13 protein-coding genes and 1 tRNA gene are annotated in these 15,800 nt (G+C 63.6%); 6 read left to right on the top strand and 8 right to left on the bottom strand.

The window, feature by feature from the left end:
- The 5 genes from ACKUUH_RS03345 to ACKUUH_RS03325 all read right to left on the bottom strand — a co-directional run bounded on the left by ACKUUH_RS03345 (nucleotide 1) and on the right by ACKUUH_RS03325 (nucleotide 6,437).
- Nucleotides 1-717 carry a copper resistance protein B gene (locus tag ACKUUH_RS03345; RefSeq protein ID WP_407948438.1) on the bottom strand — a complete coding sequence of 239 codons (717 nt, stop codon included), beginning with the start codon at nucleotides 715-717 and terminating at the stop codon, nucleotides 1-3.
- Nucleotides 717-2,480 carry a multicopper oxidase domain-containing protein gene (locus tag ACKUUH_RS03340; RefSeq protein ID WP_407948437.1) on the bottom strand — a complete coding sequence of 588 codons (1,764 nt, stop codon included), beginning with the start codon at nucleotides 2,478-2,480 and terminating at the stop codon, nucleotides 717-719. The genes ACKUUH_RS03345 and ACKUUH_RS03340 overlap by 1 nt, the downstream gene beginning before the upstream one ends.
- Nucleotides 2,481-3,035: 555 nt before the next feature.
- A complete protein-coding gene (locus tag ACKUUH_RS03335; protein WP_407948436.1) occupies nucleotides 3,036-3,812 on the bottom strand; it encodes an SDR family NAD(P)-dependent oxidoreductase in 777 nt (258 codons plus the stop codon).
- Between the two features lie 116 nt (nucleotides 3,813-3,928).
- Nucleotides 3,929-5,680 carry a class I adenylate-forming enzyme family protein gene (locus tag ACKUUH_RS03330; RefSeq protein ID WP_407948435.1) on the bottom strand — a complete coding sequence of 584 codons (1,752 nt, stop codon included), beginning with the start codon at nucleotides 5,678-5,680 and terminating at the stop codon, nucleotides 3,929-3,931.
- Between the two features lie 91 nt (nucleotides 5,681-5,771).
- Complete coding sequence (locus tag ACKUUH_RS03325) at nucleotides 5,772-6,437, bottom strand: glutathione S-transferase family protein (protein ID WP_407948434.1); 666 nt, start codon at nucleotides 6,435-6,437, stop codon at nucleotides 5,772-5,774.
- Between the two features lie 180 nt (nucleotides 6,438-6,617).
- On the opposite strand from ACKUUH_RS03325, the gene ACKUUH_RS03320 reads away from it, so the two are divergent.
- The gene (locus ACKUUH_RS03320) at nucleotides 6,618-7,151 is read left to right on the top strand and encodes a PAS domain-containing protein (RefSeq protein ID WP_407948433.1); all 534 of its coding nucleotides are present in this window, start codon (nucleotides 6,618-6,620) and stop codon (nucleotides 7,149-7,151) included.
- 4 nt (nucleotides 7,152-7,155) lie between these two features.
- Here ACKUUH_RS03320 and ACKUUH_RS03315 read toward each other — a convergent pair.
- Together ACKUUH_RS03315 and ACKUUH_RS03310 are read right to left on the bottom strand one after the other, a co-directional pair.
- Nucleotides 7,156-7,232: transfer RNA gene (locus ACKUUH_RS03315), tRNA-His, on the bottom strand.
- Between the two features lie 123 nt (nucleotides 7,233-7,355).
- A complete protein-coding gene (locus ACKUUH_RS03310) occupies nucleotides 7,356-8,729 on the bottom strand; it encodes a sodium-dependent transporter (protein ID WP_407948432.1) in 1,374 nt (457 codons plus the stop codon).
- Nucleotides 8,730-8,928: 199 nt separating this feature from the next.
- On the opposite strand from ACKUUH_RS03310, the gene ACKUUH_RS03305 reads away from it, so the two are divergent.
- On the top strand, nucleotides 8,929-9,864 hold the full coding sequence (locus ACKUUH_RS03305; protein ID WP_407948431.1) for an alpha/beta fold hydrolase: 936 nt from the start codon (nucleotides 8,929-8,931) through the stop codon (nucleotides 9,862-9,864).
- Here the strand turns inward: ACKUUH_RS03305 and ACKUUH_RS03300 are convergent.
- On the bottom strand, nucleotides 9,861-11,840 hold the full coding sequence (locus ACKUUH_RS03300) for an acetoacetate--CoA ligase (protein WP_407948430.1): 1,980 nt from the start codon (nucleotides 11,838-11,840) through the stop codon (nucleotides 9,861-9,863). The genes ACKUUH_RS03305 and ACKUUH_RS03300 overlap by 4 nt on opposite strands.
- 156 nt (nucleotides 11,841-11,996) lie before the next feature.
- On the opposite strand from ACKUUH_RS03300, the gene ACKUUH_RS03295 reads away from it, so the two are divergent.
- The 4 genes from ACKUUH_RS03295 to ACKUUH_RS03280 all read left to right on the top strand — a co-directional run bounded on the left by ACKUUH_RS03295 (nucleotide 11,997) and on the right by ACKUUH_RS03280 (nucleotide 15,705).
- A complete protein-coding gene (locus ACKUUH_RS03295; RefSeq protein ID WP_407948429.1) occupies nucleotides 11,997-14,039 on the top strand; it encodes an AsmA family protein in 2,043 nt (680 codons plus the stop codon).
- A gap of 78 nt (nucleotides 14,040-14,117) precedes the next feature.
- Complete coding sequence (locus ACKUUH_RS03290) at nucleotides 14,118-14,369, top strand: DUF6460 domain-containing protein (protein ID WP_407948427.1); 252 nt, start codon at nucleotides 14,118-14,120, stop codon at nucleotides 14,367-14,369.
- A 120-nt stretch (nucleotides 14,370-14,489) separates the two neighbouring features.
- The gene (locus ACKUUH_RS03285; RefSeq protein WP_407948426.1) at nucleotides 14,490-14,843 is read left to right on the top strand and encodes a hypothetical protein; all 354 of its coding nucleotides are present in this window, start codon (nucleotides 14,490-14,492) and stop codon (nucleotides 14,841-14,843) included.
- Between the two features lie 76 nt (nucleotides 14,844-14,919).
- Entirely contained in the window at nucleotides 14,920-15,705 is a 786-nt protein-coding gene (locus tag ACKUUH_RS03280) for an SDR family NAD(P)-dependent oxidoreductase (RefSeq protein ID WP_407948425.1), read from the top strand.
- The last annotated feature ends 95 nt before the right edge of the window (nucleotides 15,706-15,800 follow it).

Here is a 15,800-nt window from a genome sequence, read left to right as displayed (position 1 = left end):
TCAAAACCACGCTCTCACACCGAAGCGCAGGGTCGTATCTTCGACATCCTCGCCGCTTGCACGCGTGAGAGACGCCGTTTCACCGAGGTCGCGCTCCCAGATGAGGTCGACATAAGGGGCGAACTTCCGCGTGACCTCGTAGCGGATCTGAAGGCCGGCCTCGACATCGCTGAAGCCCGCGCCAAACCCTTGCTCCGGCACGTCCTGCGCGAAGGCACTCAGTTCGATGTGCGGCTCCACGATCAGCCGCTGGGTGACAGGAAGCTCGAAGCTCTGCTTGAAGCGCGCGGACAGGTCTCCTTCCGTCGAGACAAAGGCCGTCGCCTCCGTCTCGAAAAAGTAAGGAGCGAGACCGGCAACGCCGGCAGCCAGGTAGGTTTCACTATCCGGCCCCAGGTCCTGACGGACGCCGATCAACGCATCCCAGAACGGGTGGAAATTTCGACCATAGAGGAACTGCACTTCCGCGCCCTCGAAGCCGCCGTCGGCAATCTCGCCTTCCGACCTTATCCAGAGGCGCTCGACGTCACCGCCCACCCAGCCATCGAGGTTCCAGTTCCACAGACCGTCATGCGCGTCGGCATAATCGAGTTCGACCTCCATCACATGAAAAAGCTCGCTTTCGTGCGCGGCGGACATATCGACTTCCTCCTGCGCCGCGGCCGCAGTTGCAAGGAGAGACCCCGCCACACAAGCGAGGATTGAAATCCTGTTCATCAATGTCCTCCATGCATGGAATGCGTCGAGTGTGTGCTTCCCGGCATGTCCCGATTGACGGAAAGGGGAACGGCCGCACCGTCCGGCGTCAGCTTGTCTTCTCCCGTGTCCGGCGGCTGCACCACAAAGGCCGTCATCATGCCGGCGGCCATGTGATAGAGCAGGTGACAATGGAGTGGCCATGCGCCGACTTCACGCGCCGTCAGGACGACGGATACGGATTGTCCCGGCGGTACGATGACGGTGTCCTTCAGGGGACGCCGGTTTCCCGCGCCGTTCTCCAACTCGAAGAACATGCCGTGGAGATGCATCGGATGCGCCATCATCGTTTCGTTGACGAAGGTAAGACGCACACGCTCGCCATAACGGACGCGAACCGGCATGGCTTCGCTGAACCTGTCGCCATTCAGCGTCCAGACGTAGCGCTCCATATTGCCTGTGAGCCGCATCTCGACGGTACGGGCCGGTTCGCTGTTGTCATCGCGCGCGCGTAGTGAGCGCAGGTCGCCATAGGCCAGCACCTTTGCCTCCGGCGGAGAGCCCGAAGCCCAGCCGACCGGCCGGGTTTCAGATACAACCGCATCCATGGCCTTGTTTGCGGCTGCGTGACCCATTGCGCTGTGGTCCATGGCTCCGTGATCCATGGCGCCGTGATCCATGTTCGCCATATCGTCGCCGTCATGCGTCATTCCCATGTCGGCCATGCCGAGCAGGGCACGCGGCCTTCTTTCCGGGACCGGCCCTTCCTGCCCTTCAGCGGTCGCCAGCGTCGCGCGCGCATAGCCTGTCCGATCGATGGGTTCGGCAATGAAGGTGTAGGCTCGCTCGCCTTTCGGTTCGACGATCACGTCGTAACGCTCCGCGACACCCATGCGGATTTCGTCCACGGAAACCGGTTCGACATCGTTGCCGTCGGCCGCGACGACCGTCATCTTCAGGCCCGGAATTCGCACGTCGAACAGCGTCATCGCCGAGCCGTTGATCAGGCGCAGGCGGATCCGCTCGCCCTTTTTGAAAATAAAGGTTTCGTTCCGGTCCGGTGTCTTGCCGTTGACGAGGAAGGAGTAACCGCTGACATCTGCGAGATCGGTCGGGTCCATCCGCATGGCGCCCCAATCGAGACGATCCTTCAGCGTGGCGCCGAACCCCTGCTGGCGCGCATCGCCAAAGAAATCGAGCAGCGTGCGCTTGTTGTAATTGTAGTAGCCGGGATCGGCCTTGAGGTTGCGGAACACGCGATCGGAATCTTCCGGCGTGGCGTCGCCGAGAAGGACGACATAGTCGCGATCGGCCTGCTCGGGAGAAGGTTCCGCAGGATCGATGACGATCGCCCCGAGCACACTCTGATCCTGCGTGCCGGAATGACTGTGATACCAGTAGGTGCCGCTCTGCCGGATGCGGAACGTGTAGGTGTAGGACGCGCCGGGCGCGATGCCCATGAAACCGTTGAAGCCGGGCGACCCGTCCATCATTCCCGGCAGCATCAGCCCATGCCAATGCACGGAGGTTTTCTCGTCCGTCTCGTTCACGACGGTGATCGTTGCGTCTTCGCCTTCCGTCAGGCGGAGCGTTGGACCCGGAATGCCGCCGTCGATGGTCATCTTTTCGACGGTGCGGCCACCGATCTCGATCTTCGCGGTCGAAACGGTGAGGCGGTAGTTGCCTGCAAGTGCCGGCGATGCCGCAATGAACGCCGCAAGCAACAGCAGGGCGGATGCGGCCCGGCGAACCGGGCCTTCCGCAAGCTTGATATTCGGAAACATGACCGCGTCTCTCCATTCGTTGAGAAAGAGCGCCCGAAGGCGCCGGACTCGACGAAGAGAGCGCTAGATCAGGAGACGATTCGTACGGCGGTAGGCGTCGGTATAAGCCCGTCTTCGAAGGAGCCGGTTTTCCGGCGGCTTCACCGATGGCGAGGGCTGCAAGGCCAGACCGGTATCTGGCGTCTGCCATCGAAGCTGAATGAGCACCTTCGCCTCTGGCAGGTCGCGCGACTTGAAATGCGTGACGAGCGACGCGACGTCCGCCCGATCACAGAGGCAGGTCAGATCGCTGCCGTGGCAAGGGTGGGACCCGTGTTGCTCCAGCGGGGTCGAATGACCATGCCCCTCATGCTGATGCGTTGCCGCTGCGTGATGAGCAGCGGGCATCTGCGCCGCAGAAGCCGGAACGCATTGGAGCACCGTCGCGAGCAGGACACTCGCGAGGTAGAGAACCGGAATCTGAAGCCTGAGCCATCTCATGAAATGAATATGCACATTCCAGCAGAGGGAAGGTCAAGGGCCGCCCCGGCGGGCGGCCCCAGGTTGGAAACCCGGCTACACCGAGCCGCCGCCGCCGTCGATGTTGATCTTCTGGCCGTTCGCGTAGGGGTTTGCGTCCGAGACGAGATAGACGACGGCCGCCGCCACTTCTTCGGGCGAACACACATGGCCGAAGGGCATGGTTGCGTCGAGTTCGTGGATGTCCATGCCCTTCTTGCCTGCGCGGGCGGCGGCGAGGCGCGAGCCCATGTCGGTTGCGGTGAGGCCGGGGGCCACGATGTTCGTCCGGATGCCGTGTTTGCGTTCTTCCTTGGCGAGCGTGAGCGCGAGAGCTTCGGCGGCCGCCTTGCCCATGTTGTAGGGCCCGCCGTTCGCGGACATGGAGAGCGTCGCGACGGAGGAAATGATGATGATGTCGCCGCGCTTTTCCTTCCGCATATGCGGCAGCACGAGCTTCGACATGAAATGCGGCGCCATGGCGTGCACGCGGAGCACGCGCTCGAGTTCCTGCGGCTCGGTGTCCGCGACCGTCTGGCCGCGCGAGGCGATGCCTGCGTTGTTGACGAGGATACCGATGGAGCCGAAATCCTTCAGCACGTCGGCAACCATGACCCGGTCTTCCTCGAAATTTTCAACCGAGGCGGAATAGGCCTTTGCCTTGCGGCCGAGCTTTTCGATTTCGGCAACGGTTTCGTCCGCCGCCTCCTTGTCGCGGCGGTAATTGATGGCGATATCGGCGCCCGCTTCGGCGAGTGCCAGAGCGATGGCGCGGCCGATGCCGCGGCTGGCGCCCGTGACGAGGGCAACGCGGCCTTCCAGAGATATGTTCATTCGGTCCTCCCGGTGTTTCTTTGCCGCAAGCATAAAGAAGCCGCCCGGGATTTCCATTCCCGGACGGCTTCAGGCAAATCACCGGCGATGACGCTACGGCAAAGGGCGCCGGAAAATCAGGCGGCGTCCTTCGTGTATTTCTTCATGTCCTCGCGGAGCACGGTTTTCAGGATCTTGCCGTTCGGATTGCGCGGCAGCGGCTCGTGGCGCAGCTCGATCTTGACCGGTACCTTGAAGGCAGCCAGCAGCTTGCCGACATGCGCCTTGAGCTCCTCTTCCGAGACATCCTTGCCGGGCGCGACCTGCACCACGGCGCCGACCTCTTCGCCCAGCACCTTGTGCGGGATGGCGACGACGGCGGCATCCATCACGGCGGGATGCGCGTAGAGCGCGTCCTCGACTTCGACGCAGTAGATGTTCTCGCCGCCGCGGATCAGCATGTCCTTGGCGCGGTCGAGAATGTAGACGAAGCCTTCGTCGTCCATGCGCACGAGATCGCCCGAGTGGAACCAGGCGCCTTCGGTGATCGCGGCGGCGGTCGCTTCGGGCTTGTTCCAGTAGCCCTTCACGATGTTCGGGCCCCTGATCCAGAGTTCACCCACCTGGCCGTGCGGTACTTCGTTGCCCTTCTCGTCCACGACCTTGATGTCGCAGACGGGAACGGCGGGACCGGCGCTGTCCGGCTTCGCCACATAGTCCTCTGCGAGGTTCTGCGTGGTGATGGCGGATGTTTCCGTGAGACCGTAGCCATTCGAGGGATGGCAGTTCGGGAACTGCTTCTTGATGCGCGCGACGAGGTCGGGCGCGGAGGGCGCACCGCCATAGCCGATCGACTCGACGGTCGAGGTATCGCGCGTGGCGAAGTCCGGCGACTCGAGCACCTGCCAGACCATGGCCGGCACGCCGCCGAAGGAGGTGACGCCCTCGCGTTCGATGAGTTCGAGCGCATGTTCCGGATTCCACTTGTGCATGATGACAAGCTTGCCGCCGCTCGCATAGGTGCCGACGAGGATCGAGTGGCAGCCGGTCACATGGAAAAGCGGCACGGAAAGCAGCATCACGCGGGGCGGCGCGGCCGGATCGGGCGCGGGCGGTATCTCGCCACGGCGCATGAAGGCGCGCGCGCCGCCCAGCATGGCGTTCATCAGGTTGGTGCAGATATTGCGCTGCGTGCCGAGCGCGCCTTTCGGCTTGCCGGTGGTGCCGGAGGTATAGAAGATCGTGGCGTCGTCTTCCGGCTGCATGCCCGGATCGGGTAGCGGGTCGGCGGAGAGCTTCGAATAGTCGGTGGGCTTTGCCACCAGCGTCTCGAAGGCTTCGGCAACGCCCAATTCTTCCTCCGGCGTGCGCACCGCCACAAGCCCATTGAGACCGAGGGCCTTCAGATGCGGGCGAATGCGGTCGAGGCGCTCGTGATCGACGATGACGACTTTCGAGCCCGAATCCGTGATGCCGTATTCGAGTTCGGGGCCGGTGCCCCAGGCATTGAGCGGCACGATGACGCCGCCGATGGCCGCCACGGCCCAGAAGACGATCGACCATTCGGGGAAGTTGCGCATGATGAGGGCGACGCGGTCGCCCTTCTTCACACCGTATTTCTCCGTGAGCACACGGCCGAAGGCAGTCGCCGCACGATAGTGGTTTTCGTAGGTGAGGCGCTCGCCCTCATAGATGATGAATTCGCGTTCGCCCCAGGCGCGGCCAAGATCGAGAATCGCGCGCAAGGAGGGCGGCGCGTTCTTGTAGGTGCGGATGGGAACGCCACGAATCTCGACGGTTTCCATCTCGAAGGGCGTGCCTGGTGAGGTGAGGAAGGCATGCGCCTCCTCAATGGTCATGGCAGGCCATTTGCTGGCGTTCTCGGCCATTTCGTTTCTCCCTGGGTGTCGTTATCGGCGGCTTTTGCCGTCGCGTTTCCCGACACATATCGCTTTTGACGGTGAAATTGAAGCGGGACGCTCAGAGGCCGAATTTCTTCAGGAGCGCCGTCTCCTCCTCGATGCAGGCGGCAAAACCGGGCCGGGCATGAATGGCCGCCAGATAGCGCGCCAGATTCGGCCATGTCTTCTCGTCCGGACGGAAGCCCGCATGGGCGAGATTGACGAACTGGGTGCCGACGGCGATGTCGGCGATGCCGAAGGCGCCGCCCACGAGAAAGTCCTTCGCGCCGATTTCCTTGTCGAGCCAGGCGAAGAAACGGGGCAGTTTTTCATTGAAAGTCTTGTCCGCCGTCTCGCGATCCGCCTCCTTGCCCATCATGCGGTTCACGATCATCGGGCGGAAGGTGCCCATGCCGATGTTCCCCGCAAGTTCGGAATCCGCATATTCCTCGTACCAGAGGGCCTTGCCGTACTGGAAAGCGTCCTGCGGGTAGAGCGCGGGCGAGGGGAACTTCTTTTCCAGATAGCCGCAGATCGCGGAGGAGTCCGGCAGTGTCGCATCCGCGCCCTCACTATCGTCGCGAAGGACCGGGATGCGCTTCAGCGGCGAGATCTCGAGGAACCAGTCGGGCGCCGGGAAAATGTTCACCTGTTCGAGCGTGTAGGCCTCACCTTTCTCGGCGAGAAACACGCGCACCTTGCGCACGAAGGGGGAAAGGCTTGCGCCATAGACTGTGAGGGTCATCGACCGTCTCCCGTGGAACCGATTGAAAAAGCAGCCATTTCCGGTGGCCGGAACCTGTGGCGGGCAAGGAAACACCGGGGTGCGGCCATGCGCAAGAGCGCTGCGCGGCTGCAGCCGCAGAATCCGTTAACTTTCCCATGGCAATATGGCTCCGGGCGTTTTCCGCCCGGAGAGGAAGAGATGTCCTCATTCATTTCCACCCGGATCACAAGGTCGGTCGACGCCGACGCGAAGGTCACGCTGCTTGAGAGGCCGAAACATCCGGCACTCGCCAGCCTGCTTGCCTGCTGGGAGGAAAAGCGCGCCGGAAGACCCTTCCCCGATCGGGCCGACATCCGCCCGGAAGAGTTCCGGCGAATGCTGCCCCATGTCGGGATCGTCGAGGTGCTCGATGGCGGTGCGGATTTCCGGTTCCGCCTGTCCGGCGCGGAACTTTCGGCCATAACGGGCTTCGACAGGACGGGCGAGAGGTTTTCGGAAATGAAAGCGGCGTCCGACTCGAAACTCACGGACGAAGTAATGCGGACGCGCTGGTCCGAGGCGATGCGGGCGGTGCTGCTGTTTGCCTGCCCCCTGTCGCTGAAGACACCGGTCGCACGGATCGGAGAGGAGGAACCTCTCGATATGCACGCTCTCCTGCTGCCGCTCACGACCGGAGGCGAGGAGATCGGTCAGATCCTTGGCGCGGTCTTCATCGTGCCGCGAGAGGAATGAAGGGTGGTACAGCCGCCCCGGATCGAACGGGGGACCTCTAGATCCACAATCTAGCGCTCTAACCAGCTGAGCTACGGCTGCACGGGATAAGCGGAAACGGGCGCAAAGCCCGCCGCGATGGCCGGGAACTTAATTCGGCCCGGCCCGAATGACAAGCCCGGGCTGGCGCTGTCCGCAAAAATCGGCAGGCAGGCCAAAACCCCTCTACATCAAGACATTAGCCACGAAGATCGAGACCACGCCCAGCGGGGCGATGAAGCGGAGCGCAAAGCGCCACCAGGGGAACCAGGCCTTGCCCCTGGCGCCCAGCGCCCCCTCGACGACGGGCCCGGAAAGCACCCATCCCGCAAACAGCGCGATGAGCAGGCCGACCGTCGGCATGACCAAATTCGCTGTCGTGAAGTCGAGCACGTCGAAGACCGTCATCTTTTCCATGACGCCGAAGCGCGCCATGGGGTGGAAGTCCGACCAGCTGTTGAACGAGAAGACCGTGCCGAGACCCGCCACCCAGGCGGCGGCACCGACGATGATGGCGAGCCATTTGCGCGACAGGTGCACGCCCTCCTCTATCCAGGCGACGATGGGCTCCAGCAGCGAGATCGCCGACGTGACCGCCGCGACGGTAAGGAGGATGAAGAAGGCGCCGCCGATCACCACACCATTGCCGATGGTGCCGAAGGCGATGGGCAGCGTGATGAAGGTGAGACCGGGGCCGCTCGACGGTTCGAGCCCATAGGAGAAGACGAGCGGGAAGATGGCGATGCCGGCGAGGATGGCAACGGCCGTATCGGCGACCGCGATCACGATGGCGGACTGGCCGATGGAGACATCCTCGTCGAGATAGGCGCCATAGGTCATCATGGTGCCGAGCGCGATCGACACCGAAAAGAAGCCCTGTCCGATCGCGGCAAGGACGGTGCCGGGCGTGACCTCGCTGAAATCGAAAGCGAGCATGAACTGCATGGCCGCGCCGAAGCCCGGCATTGTGGTCGCATAGACGGCCATCGCCGCAAGCAGGATGAAGAGAAGCGGCATGAGCATGACGACGGCGCGCTCGATGCCGCCGGTGACGCCTGCCGCGACGATGCCGGCCGTGATGACGAGAAAGAGCGTCTGCCAGATCATCAGCGAGCCGCTATCGGCGACGAAGGTCGAGAAGTGGTCCGCGGCGGCGGCTTCCGTCTCACCCGAGAAGGCGCCTGTCAGCGCCAGCTCGACATATTTGAGCGCCCAGCCGCCGATGACGCTGTAGTAGGACAACACGACGAAAGCGCCGGCAATGCCGCCCCAGCCGATCAGCATCCAGAAGCGTGCCGCCTTGTGTTCGGCGATGAGCGCTCTCATGGCGTTGATCGGGCTCTGCTTGCCCATGCGGCCCAGCATGATTTCCGAGATGAGGATCGGAAGCGCGATGGCGAGCGTCGTTGCCGCATAAATGAGGATGAAGGCGCCGCCGCCGTTCTCGCCCGCGAGGTAGGGAAAGCGCCAGATATTGCCGAGGCCCACGGCACTGCCGATGGCGGCCATCAGGAAGGCGAACCGCGACGACCAGTGACGCGGCGTAAACGGAGTGGTCATGAAAATCCCCCTCTGACGGACGCAGCCCCTGCGGCCCGGCGCCCCCGCCAGTTTGCCGCACGACCCCCAAATTGTGTCGAGACAATAGGGAATTCGCGGCCTTCTGTCAGGCCCCGGCGAGACGAAAAGCGCCGATCCTTCGCTTGCGCCGCGCCGGAATCGCCTATAGTCCCCGGCAAGAACAAGAGCGGGGAGAGCCATGAGCGGCAAAGCGATCGGCACGGCTTACATCGAAGCGAACGGCCTCGCCTTCGAGGTCGACATGTGCGGCGAGGGCAACAAGCTCGCGCTGCTGCTGCATGGCTTTCCCGAAAGCAAGTTTTCCTGGCGCCACCAGATGCCCGTCTTTGCCGAACTCGGCTACACGGCCTGGGCGCCAAACCTGCGCGGCTATGGCGGCACGTCGCGACCGAGGGGCAAGGAACACTACCGGATCGAGCACCTTCTCGACGATGTGGCGGCGCTCATCGACGCGGCCCGCGCGCGCGGGATCACAGGACCCGTTACGCTTGTCTCACACGACTGGGGCGGCGTGATCGGCTGGACCTTCGCGCTCAGGAAAGTGCGTCCGCTCGAACGTTTCATCGTCATGAACCTGCCCCACCCCACGCTCTTCGCGACGCGGGGACGGACATGGGCGCAGCTCAAGAAGAGCTGGTACGTCTTCTTCTTCCAGATTCCCTGGCTGCCGGAGAAGCTCTTTCTCGCGCGCAACGCGCATGCGATCGCGCAGGCATTTTACGGCATGGCGGTGGACAAGAGCCGCTTTCCCGACGAGGTGCTCGACCACTACCGCAAGAACGCGCAGCTTCCCGGCGCGATGACAGCGATGATCAATTATTATCGCGCGCTGATGCAGGGCGAAAAGCCTGCCGAATGGACAAACCCGCCGCAGCTCGACACGCCAACCCTGATGATCTGGGGCGAGGAGGATGCGGCGCTCGGCAAGGAGCTCACCTACGGAACGGAAGAGCTGGTGGACGATTTCACCATCCGCTACCTGCCGCAGGTCTCGCATTGGGTGCAGCAGGAAGCGCCCGAAGCCGTCAACGCAATGATCCGCGCCTGGATCGAGGGACGGCATGTGCCGCAGGCCGGGCTCGGCGGACGGCTGCTGCTTGCGGACGCAATCTAGGAGGCGAGCTCCGGCAGATCCCTGTAGAGCGCCAGCGCCTCCGGGTTCGCCAGCGCCTCGCGGTTCTTCACGTCTCGTCCATGCACGATGTCGCGGACGGCAAGCTCGGTGATCTTGCCGGACTTGGTGCGCGGAATATCGGTGACGGCGACGATCTTCGCCGGCACGTGACGCGGCGACGCACCGGCACGAATTTTATCGCGGATGCGTTTTTCCATTGCGGCATCGAGCGCGGCGCCTTCCCTCATCACGACGAAAAGCACGACGCGGACATCGCCCTGCCAGTTCTGACCGATGGCGAGCGCCTCCTGGATTTCTGGAAGCTGCTCGACCTGCGCATAGATTTCCGCCGTGCCGATCCGCACGCCGCCCGGATTGAGCGTCGCGTCGGAGCGGCCGTGAATGACGATGCCGCCATGCGACGTGATTTCCGCATAGTCGCCATGACACCAGGCGCCGGGGAAACGTTCGAAATAGGCGCTACGATATTTCGCGCCGTCGGGATCGTTCCAGAAGCCGGCCGGCATGGACGGAAAAGGACGGGTACAGACGAGTTCGCCCTTGCTTGCCTCGCCCTGCCCCGCCGCGAGCGGCTTTCCCTCCTCGTCCCAGACCTCCACGGCCATGCCGAGCCCCTTCGCCTGTATCTCGCCGCGCCAGACGGGCAGCATGGGCGAGCCGAGCACGAAGCAGGAAACGATGTCGGTACCACCCGAAATCGAGCAGAGGGCGACGTGCGTCTTGATATCCCGGTAGACGAAGTCGAAGCTCTCCGGCACGAGCGGTGAACCGGTGGAGAGGATCATGCGCATTGAGGAGAGATCGTGCGTCGCGCGGGGCTTGAGCCCCGACTTCTTCACCGCGTCGATGAACTTCGCAGAGGTGCCGAAAACATTTATTCCCGCCGCGTCGATATAGTCGAACAGCACGCGCTCGTCCGGCGCGAAGGGAGAACCGTCGTAAAGCGCGAGCGTCGCGCCCGCCGCAAGGCCCGAAACGAGCCAGTTCCACATCATCCAGCCGCAGGTGGTGAAATAGAAAAGCGTTTCGCCGGGGCGGATGTCGCAGTGAAGGCGATGCTCCTTCAGGTGCTGAAGAAGCGTGCCGCCCGCCGAATGAACGATGCATTTCGGGATGCCGGTCGTACCGCTCGAATACATGATGTAGAGCGGATGCGAGAAAGGCAGACGCGCGAAGGAGAGCGATGCTTCCGGCGCGGAGGCGAGAAGCGTGGGCCAGTCCTCCGCCTTCGCGAGCTCCTTCTTTCCCTCGCCGATGAAGGGGACGATGGCGACATGTTCGAGCGAGGGAAGACCGGCAACGATTTCGCCGAGCTTGTCGTGGGCGGGAAGCACCTTGCCCGCATAGCGGTAGCCGTCGCAGGCAACGAGAACCTTCGGTTCGATCTGGCCGAAGCGGTCGAGCACGCCCTTCACGCCGAAATCGGGCGAGCACGACGAGAAGACCGCGCCAATGCTCGCGGCCGCGAGCATGGCGACAATGGTTTCGGGGCAGTTCGGCATGAAGGCGGCAACGCGGTCGCCTTCGCCAACGCCCCATGATTTCAATATGGCGGCGAAGCGCGCGACATCGCGCCGCAAGGCATCGCGGGTGACGGGCGCGGCCATTTCACCTTCATTGTTAAAGAGGAGAGCGATTTCGCCGCCTTCTTCCCGCAGCAGGTTTTCGGCGAAGTTGAGCCGGGCATCGGGGAAGAACGCCGCGCCGGGCATCTTCCCGGCATCGACGAGCACCCGTTGGCCCTTTTCACCGATGACACCGGTGAAGTCCCATATCGCATCCCAGAAGAGATCGGGCGAGGCCACCGACCATGCGTGGAGCGCGTCGTAACCGGCCAGCGACAGTCCATGCCGTTCGTTCACGAAATCTGCGAACGCGCCCATGTTCGACGCCGCAACGGCCTTTGCGGAGGGCGTCCACAAGGGGACTTCATTCATGTCGATTGCTGTGGTCATAAGGGCCGCTCCTTCCGCGCGTGCCGCAACTTAGTGCAATTTGGCGGCTCCGCGAAAGGGTAGAGCCTCCGGGGGATGCGCCGCGCTTTCCACTGCACTATCATGCTGCAGCCATATTTCGCCCCCAGTGTGGCGAGAACAAAACCGGAGCCTCCCATGTCCCGCCTGATCGCCATTCTTGCCGGTCTCCTGCTCATCGTCGTTGCCGCTATCGTCGTGGTCCCCATGCTGATCCCGATGGAGACCTACAAGGCGAAAGTGGCCGAACTCGTGAAGGCACAGACGGGCCGGGACCTGCGCATCGACGGCGATATCGGCCTCTCCCTCTTCCCCAACATTGCGATTTCGATCGGCGATGTCGGCTTCTCGAACCCGAAATGGGCGCGGGACGCGGAAATGGCCTCGATGAAAGAGATGCGGGCGGCGCTGAAGCTCGTTCCGCTCTTCAGCGGCAATGTGGAAATCGACAGTTTCGTGCTGGTCGACCCGATCATCCATCTCGAAATCCGCAAGGACGGGACGCCGAACTGGCAGTTCGAAAGCGCTCAGGGTCAGGCCGCACCCGCGGCGCCGGACGCGCCCTCGCAAGGCGGCGGCCCGGCGGTGAGCGAGTTCCGGCTCGGCGAGGTATCTATCCAGAACGGCAGCGCCACCTATCGCAATGCGCAGTCGGGCGCGAGCTACGCGATGGAGAGCGTCAATATCGACCTTGCCATGCCGGGCCTCGACGAACCTTTCGTCGCGGACGGCTCACTCGTCTGGAACGGCGATGAAATCGATATCGACCTCAAGGCTGCGCGTCCCCGCGCGTTCACGGAAGGCGGCGAGACGCCCGTGACGCTCGCCGTCTCGGCGCCGAAGCTGACGACCTCCTATGAAGGCACGCTCAAGGTGATCGACGGCATCGCCTTTTCCGGCGCGGTCGACCTCGATGTCCCTTCGGTGCGCGAGCTCGCGGCCTGGACGGGGAGCCCGATGCCTGCGGGCGAAGGCTTCGGGCGGCTCACCATCAGCGGCAAGGCGAGCGGCACGGACAATCTCTACCGGTTCTCGGGCGCGAAGATTGCCTTCGACGGCATGAATGCGACGGGCGACCTGTCGGTCGGCACGGGCGGCGCACGGCCGAACATCAAGGGCAAGCTCGCCGTCGACAGGATCGACGTGAACACCTATCTCGCGAATGGTGGCGAGAGCGGCGGCGGTTCCGGTGGCGGCTCCGGCGGCGACGAGGGCTGGAGCACCGAGCCTATCGACCTTTCGGGGCTCAAGGCGGCCGATGCCGATTTCACTTTCTCGGCGGGCGAAATCCTCTTCCAGAAGCTCAAGGTCGGCGAAAGCGCATTGGCGCTGAAGCTTTCGAATGGCGTGCTTGACGCCAATCTCTCGAAGCTTGCGCTCTATGAAGGCCAGGGCTCGGGCAAGCTCACCGTGAACGGCGCGGGCGCCACGCCGAAGGTGAATGCGAATTTCGCGCTGGCCGGACTTTCGGCCGCGCCCTTCCTTACCGATGCGGCCGACTTCAAACGGCTCGAGGGCAAGACCGCCCTCGACATCGCCGTCACCACCGCCGGACGCAGCCAGCGTGACATGGTCTCGGCGCTCAACGGCAATGGCAGCGTGAAATTCACCAACGGCAAGATCAAGGGGATCAACCTCGCGCAGCTCACCCGTACGGTTCTGAGCGCCGCCACAACGGGCTGGCAGTCCGGCGGCACGCAGGACACGGATTTCTCCGAGCTCGGCGGCACCTTCACGATCACCAACGGCATCCTGAAGAATGACGACCTGAAGCTCCTTTCGCCGCTCATCCGCGTGACGGGGGCAGGCACGGCCGACATGCCCAAAAAGACGCTCGATTACCGCGTCGAGCCGAAGCTCGCGGCGACGCTCGAGGGCCAGGGCGGTTCGTCGGAAGCCAAGGGCATCGAGGTGCCGGTCCTCATCACCGGCTCATGGTCCAATCCGCGCTTCGCGCCGGACCTGAAATCGATGATCCAGAACCGCGAGAACATCAAGCAGACCATCGATTCCATCAAGGAAGACAAGGGCAAGAGCCTGCTGAAGGGCCTCATGGGCGAGCCCGCGAACGACGGCAGCGCAAGCGGAGAGACGGGCGAGACCGGCACCACAGGGGGCGAAACGGCGGAAGAGCCGAAGCAGAGCCCCGAAGACGCGCTGAAAAAGCTGTTCGGGCAGTAGTTTCGGGGCCTTTGTCCCGGGCTGCGGTCCCGTCTAGACTGGCCTTGAGTGATTCGTCGGGACCGGGGCGGCGCCTTCATGATCCAGAACGCCTTGTCGACGCTGATGAAATTCTTCATTGGGGCGGTGGCCATCGGCGCGCTGCTCAACGCGTTCGACATAACAGCAGAGCAGGTTCTTCAGGATGTCGGCTTCACGCCCGAGGCCATCCTCGCCTTCGTGCGCGAGGGGATCGGCTGGGCGCTGCCGCATTTCCTGCTCGGCGCCATGGTGCTCATTCCGATCTGGCTCATCATCTTCCTCCTGAAGCCGCCGGGCTTCCGCCGCTAACTCTTCCTCCCGCCTTGCCGCGCCGCTCTTGCGCCGCCCGGGCGGGCATGTAGAGTTCGTGGTTAACGGGCAAGGGAAAGGTCCCTGCTCCGGACAAGGATATAATTTGGGAGGGTATCCATGAAAAAATTCGTACTCGCAGTCGCGGTTTCCACTTTCGCCTTCGCCGGTGCGGCGCTTGCCAATGTGGGTGACGGCCTCGTCGGCAACACCGTGACACTCACCGGGCCGGACGGCGCCGTGACCAAGATCTATTACCCCGACGCTTCCAGCATCGTGGTGAAGGGCGCCGACGGTTCGGAGGCTCCGGGCTCCTGGCGCGTTTCGGACAACACGATCTGCACCAAGGTCGGCGATGCGCCGGAAAACTGCACGGCTCCCATCGAGGAAGCCCCGGCGGTCGGCAGCTCCGGCACGATCGACGGCGCGCAGGGCCAGGTTCAGTGGGCCGTGTCGGCTGGCAAGGACTTCTGATCCTCTTTCGCCTGTTCCCAGCGCTTCCCTGCCCCTAAAGTCGCATCATCGAAATGCGATTCAGGGAGACAAGATCATGGGAAGACTGTCCGGGAAACGAGCCATCGTAACGGGCGCTGGCAGCGGCATTGGCCGCGCCAGCGCCCTTCTTTTTGCGCATGAAGGCGCGCAGGTCGTCGCCATCGACCGGGTGGAGGCCGCGGTCGACGAAACGGCGGAAATGATCCGCAAGGAAGGCGGCGCTGTTTCCTCCGTCGCCGCGGATGTGAGCGACGAAGCGGCCGTGAAGGGCTTTGTCGATCATTGCCTCTCCGAGTTCGGCGGCCTTGACGTCGTCTATGCCAATGCCGGCATCAGCGGCGGGCTCGTGCCGCTGCACGAGCAGACGGTGGACTACTGGAAGGAAATCCTCGCCGTGAATCTCATCGGCCCCTTCCTCGCCATCAAACATGCGAGCCGCCACATGATCGCCCAGGGCAAGGGCTCGATCGTCTGCACCGCCTCCGTCGCGGGACTGCGCGCCAATGCCGGCGGCACGCCCTATAGCGCAAGCAAGGCCGGCGTCATCAGCCTCGTCCAGACCACCGCCAACGAATTCTACGGCACCGGCGTGCGCGTCAACGCGATCTGCCCCGGCCTCATCGAGACGGGAATGACGAAGCCGATTTTCGACGGCGCCCGCGCGCGCGGTTCGGACGACAAGATCGGCCAGCTCAACCCGCTGAAGCGCTACGGCCTGCCGCCGGAAATCGCACAGGCCGCGCTCTTCCTCGCGAGCGACGATGCGTCCTATGTCAACGGACAGGCCATCGCCGTCGATGGCGGGCTATCGAGCACGCATCCCTTCGCGGGGCGCCGCTGAAGATCACAACCTGGCGCTGACGCTCGTCCCCTCGCCCGCATCGGCTATCGCCGGCTTCATATCCTGCTCGGCCGGGAAGGTGTCCATCTGAACCA

It is taken from the genome of Parvibaculum sp., assembly GCF_045863935.1.
Taxonomy (GTDB): domain Bacteria; phylum Pseudomonadota; class Alphaproteobacteria; order Parvibaculales; family Parvibaculaceae; genus Parvibaculum.
Note: the sequence above shows the minus strand (reverse complement) of the source record. Positions and strands in the feature narration are given on the sequence as shown.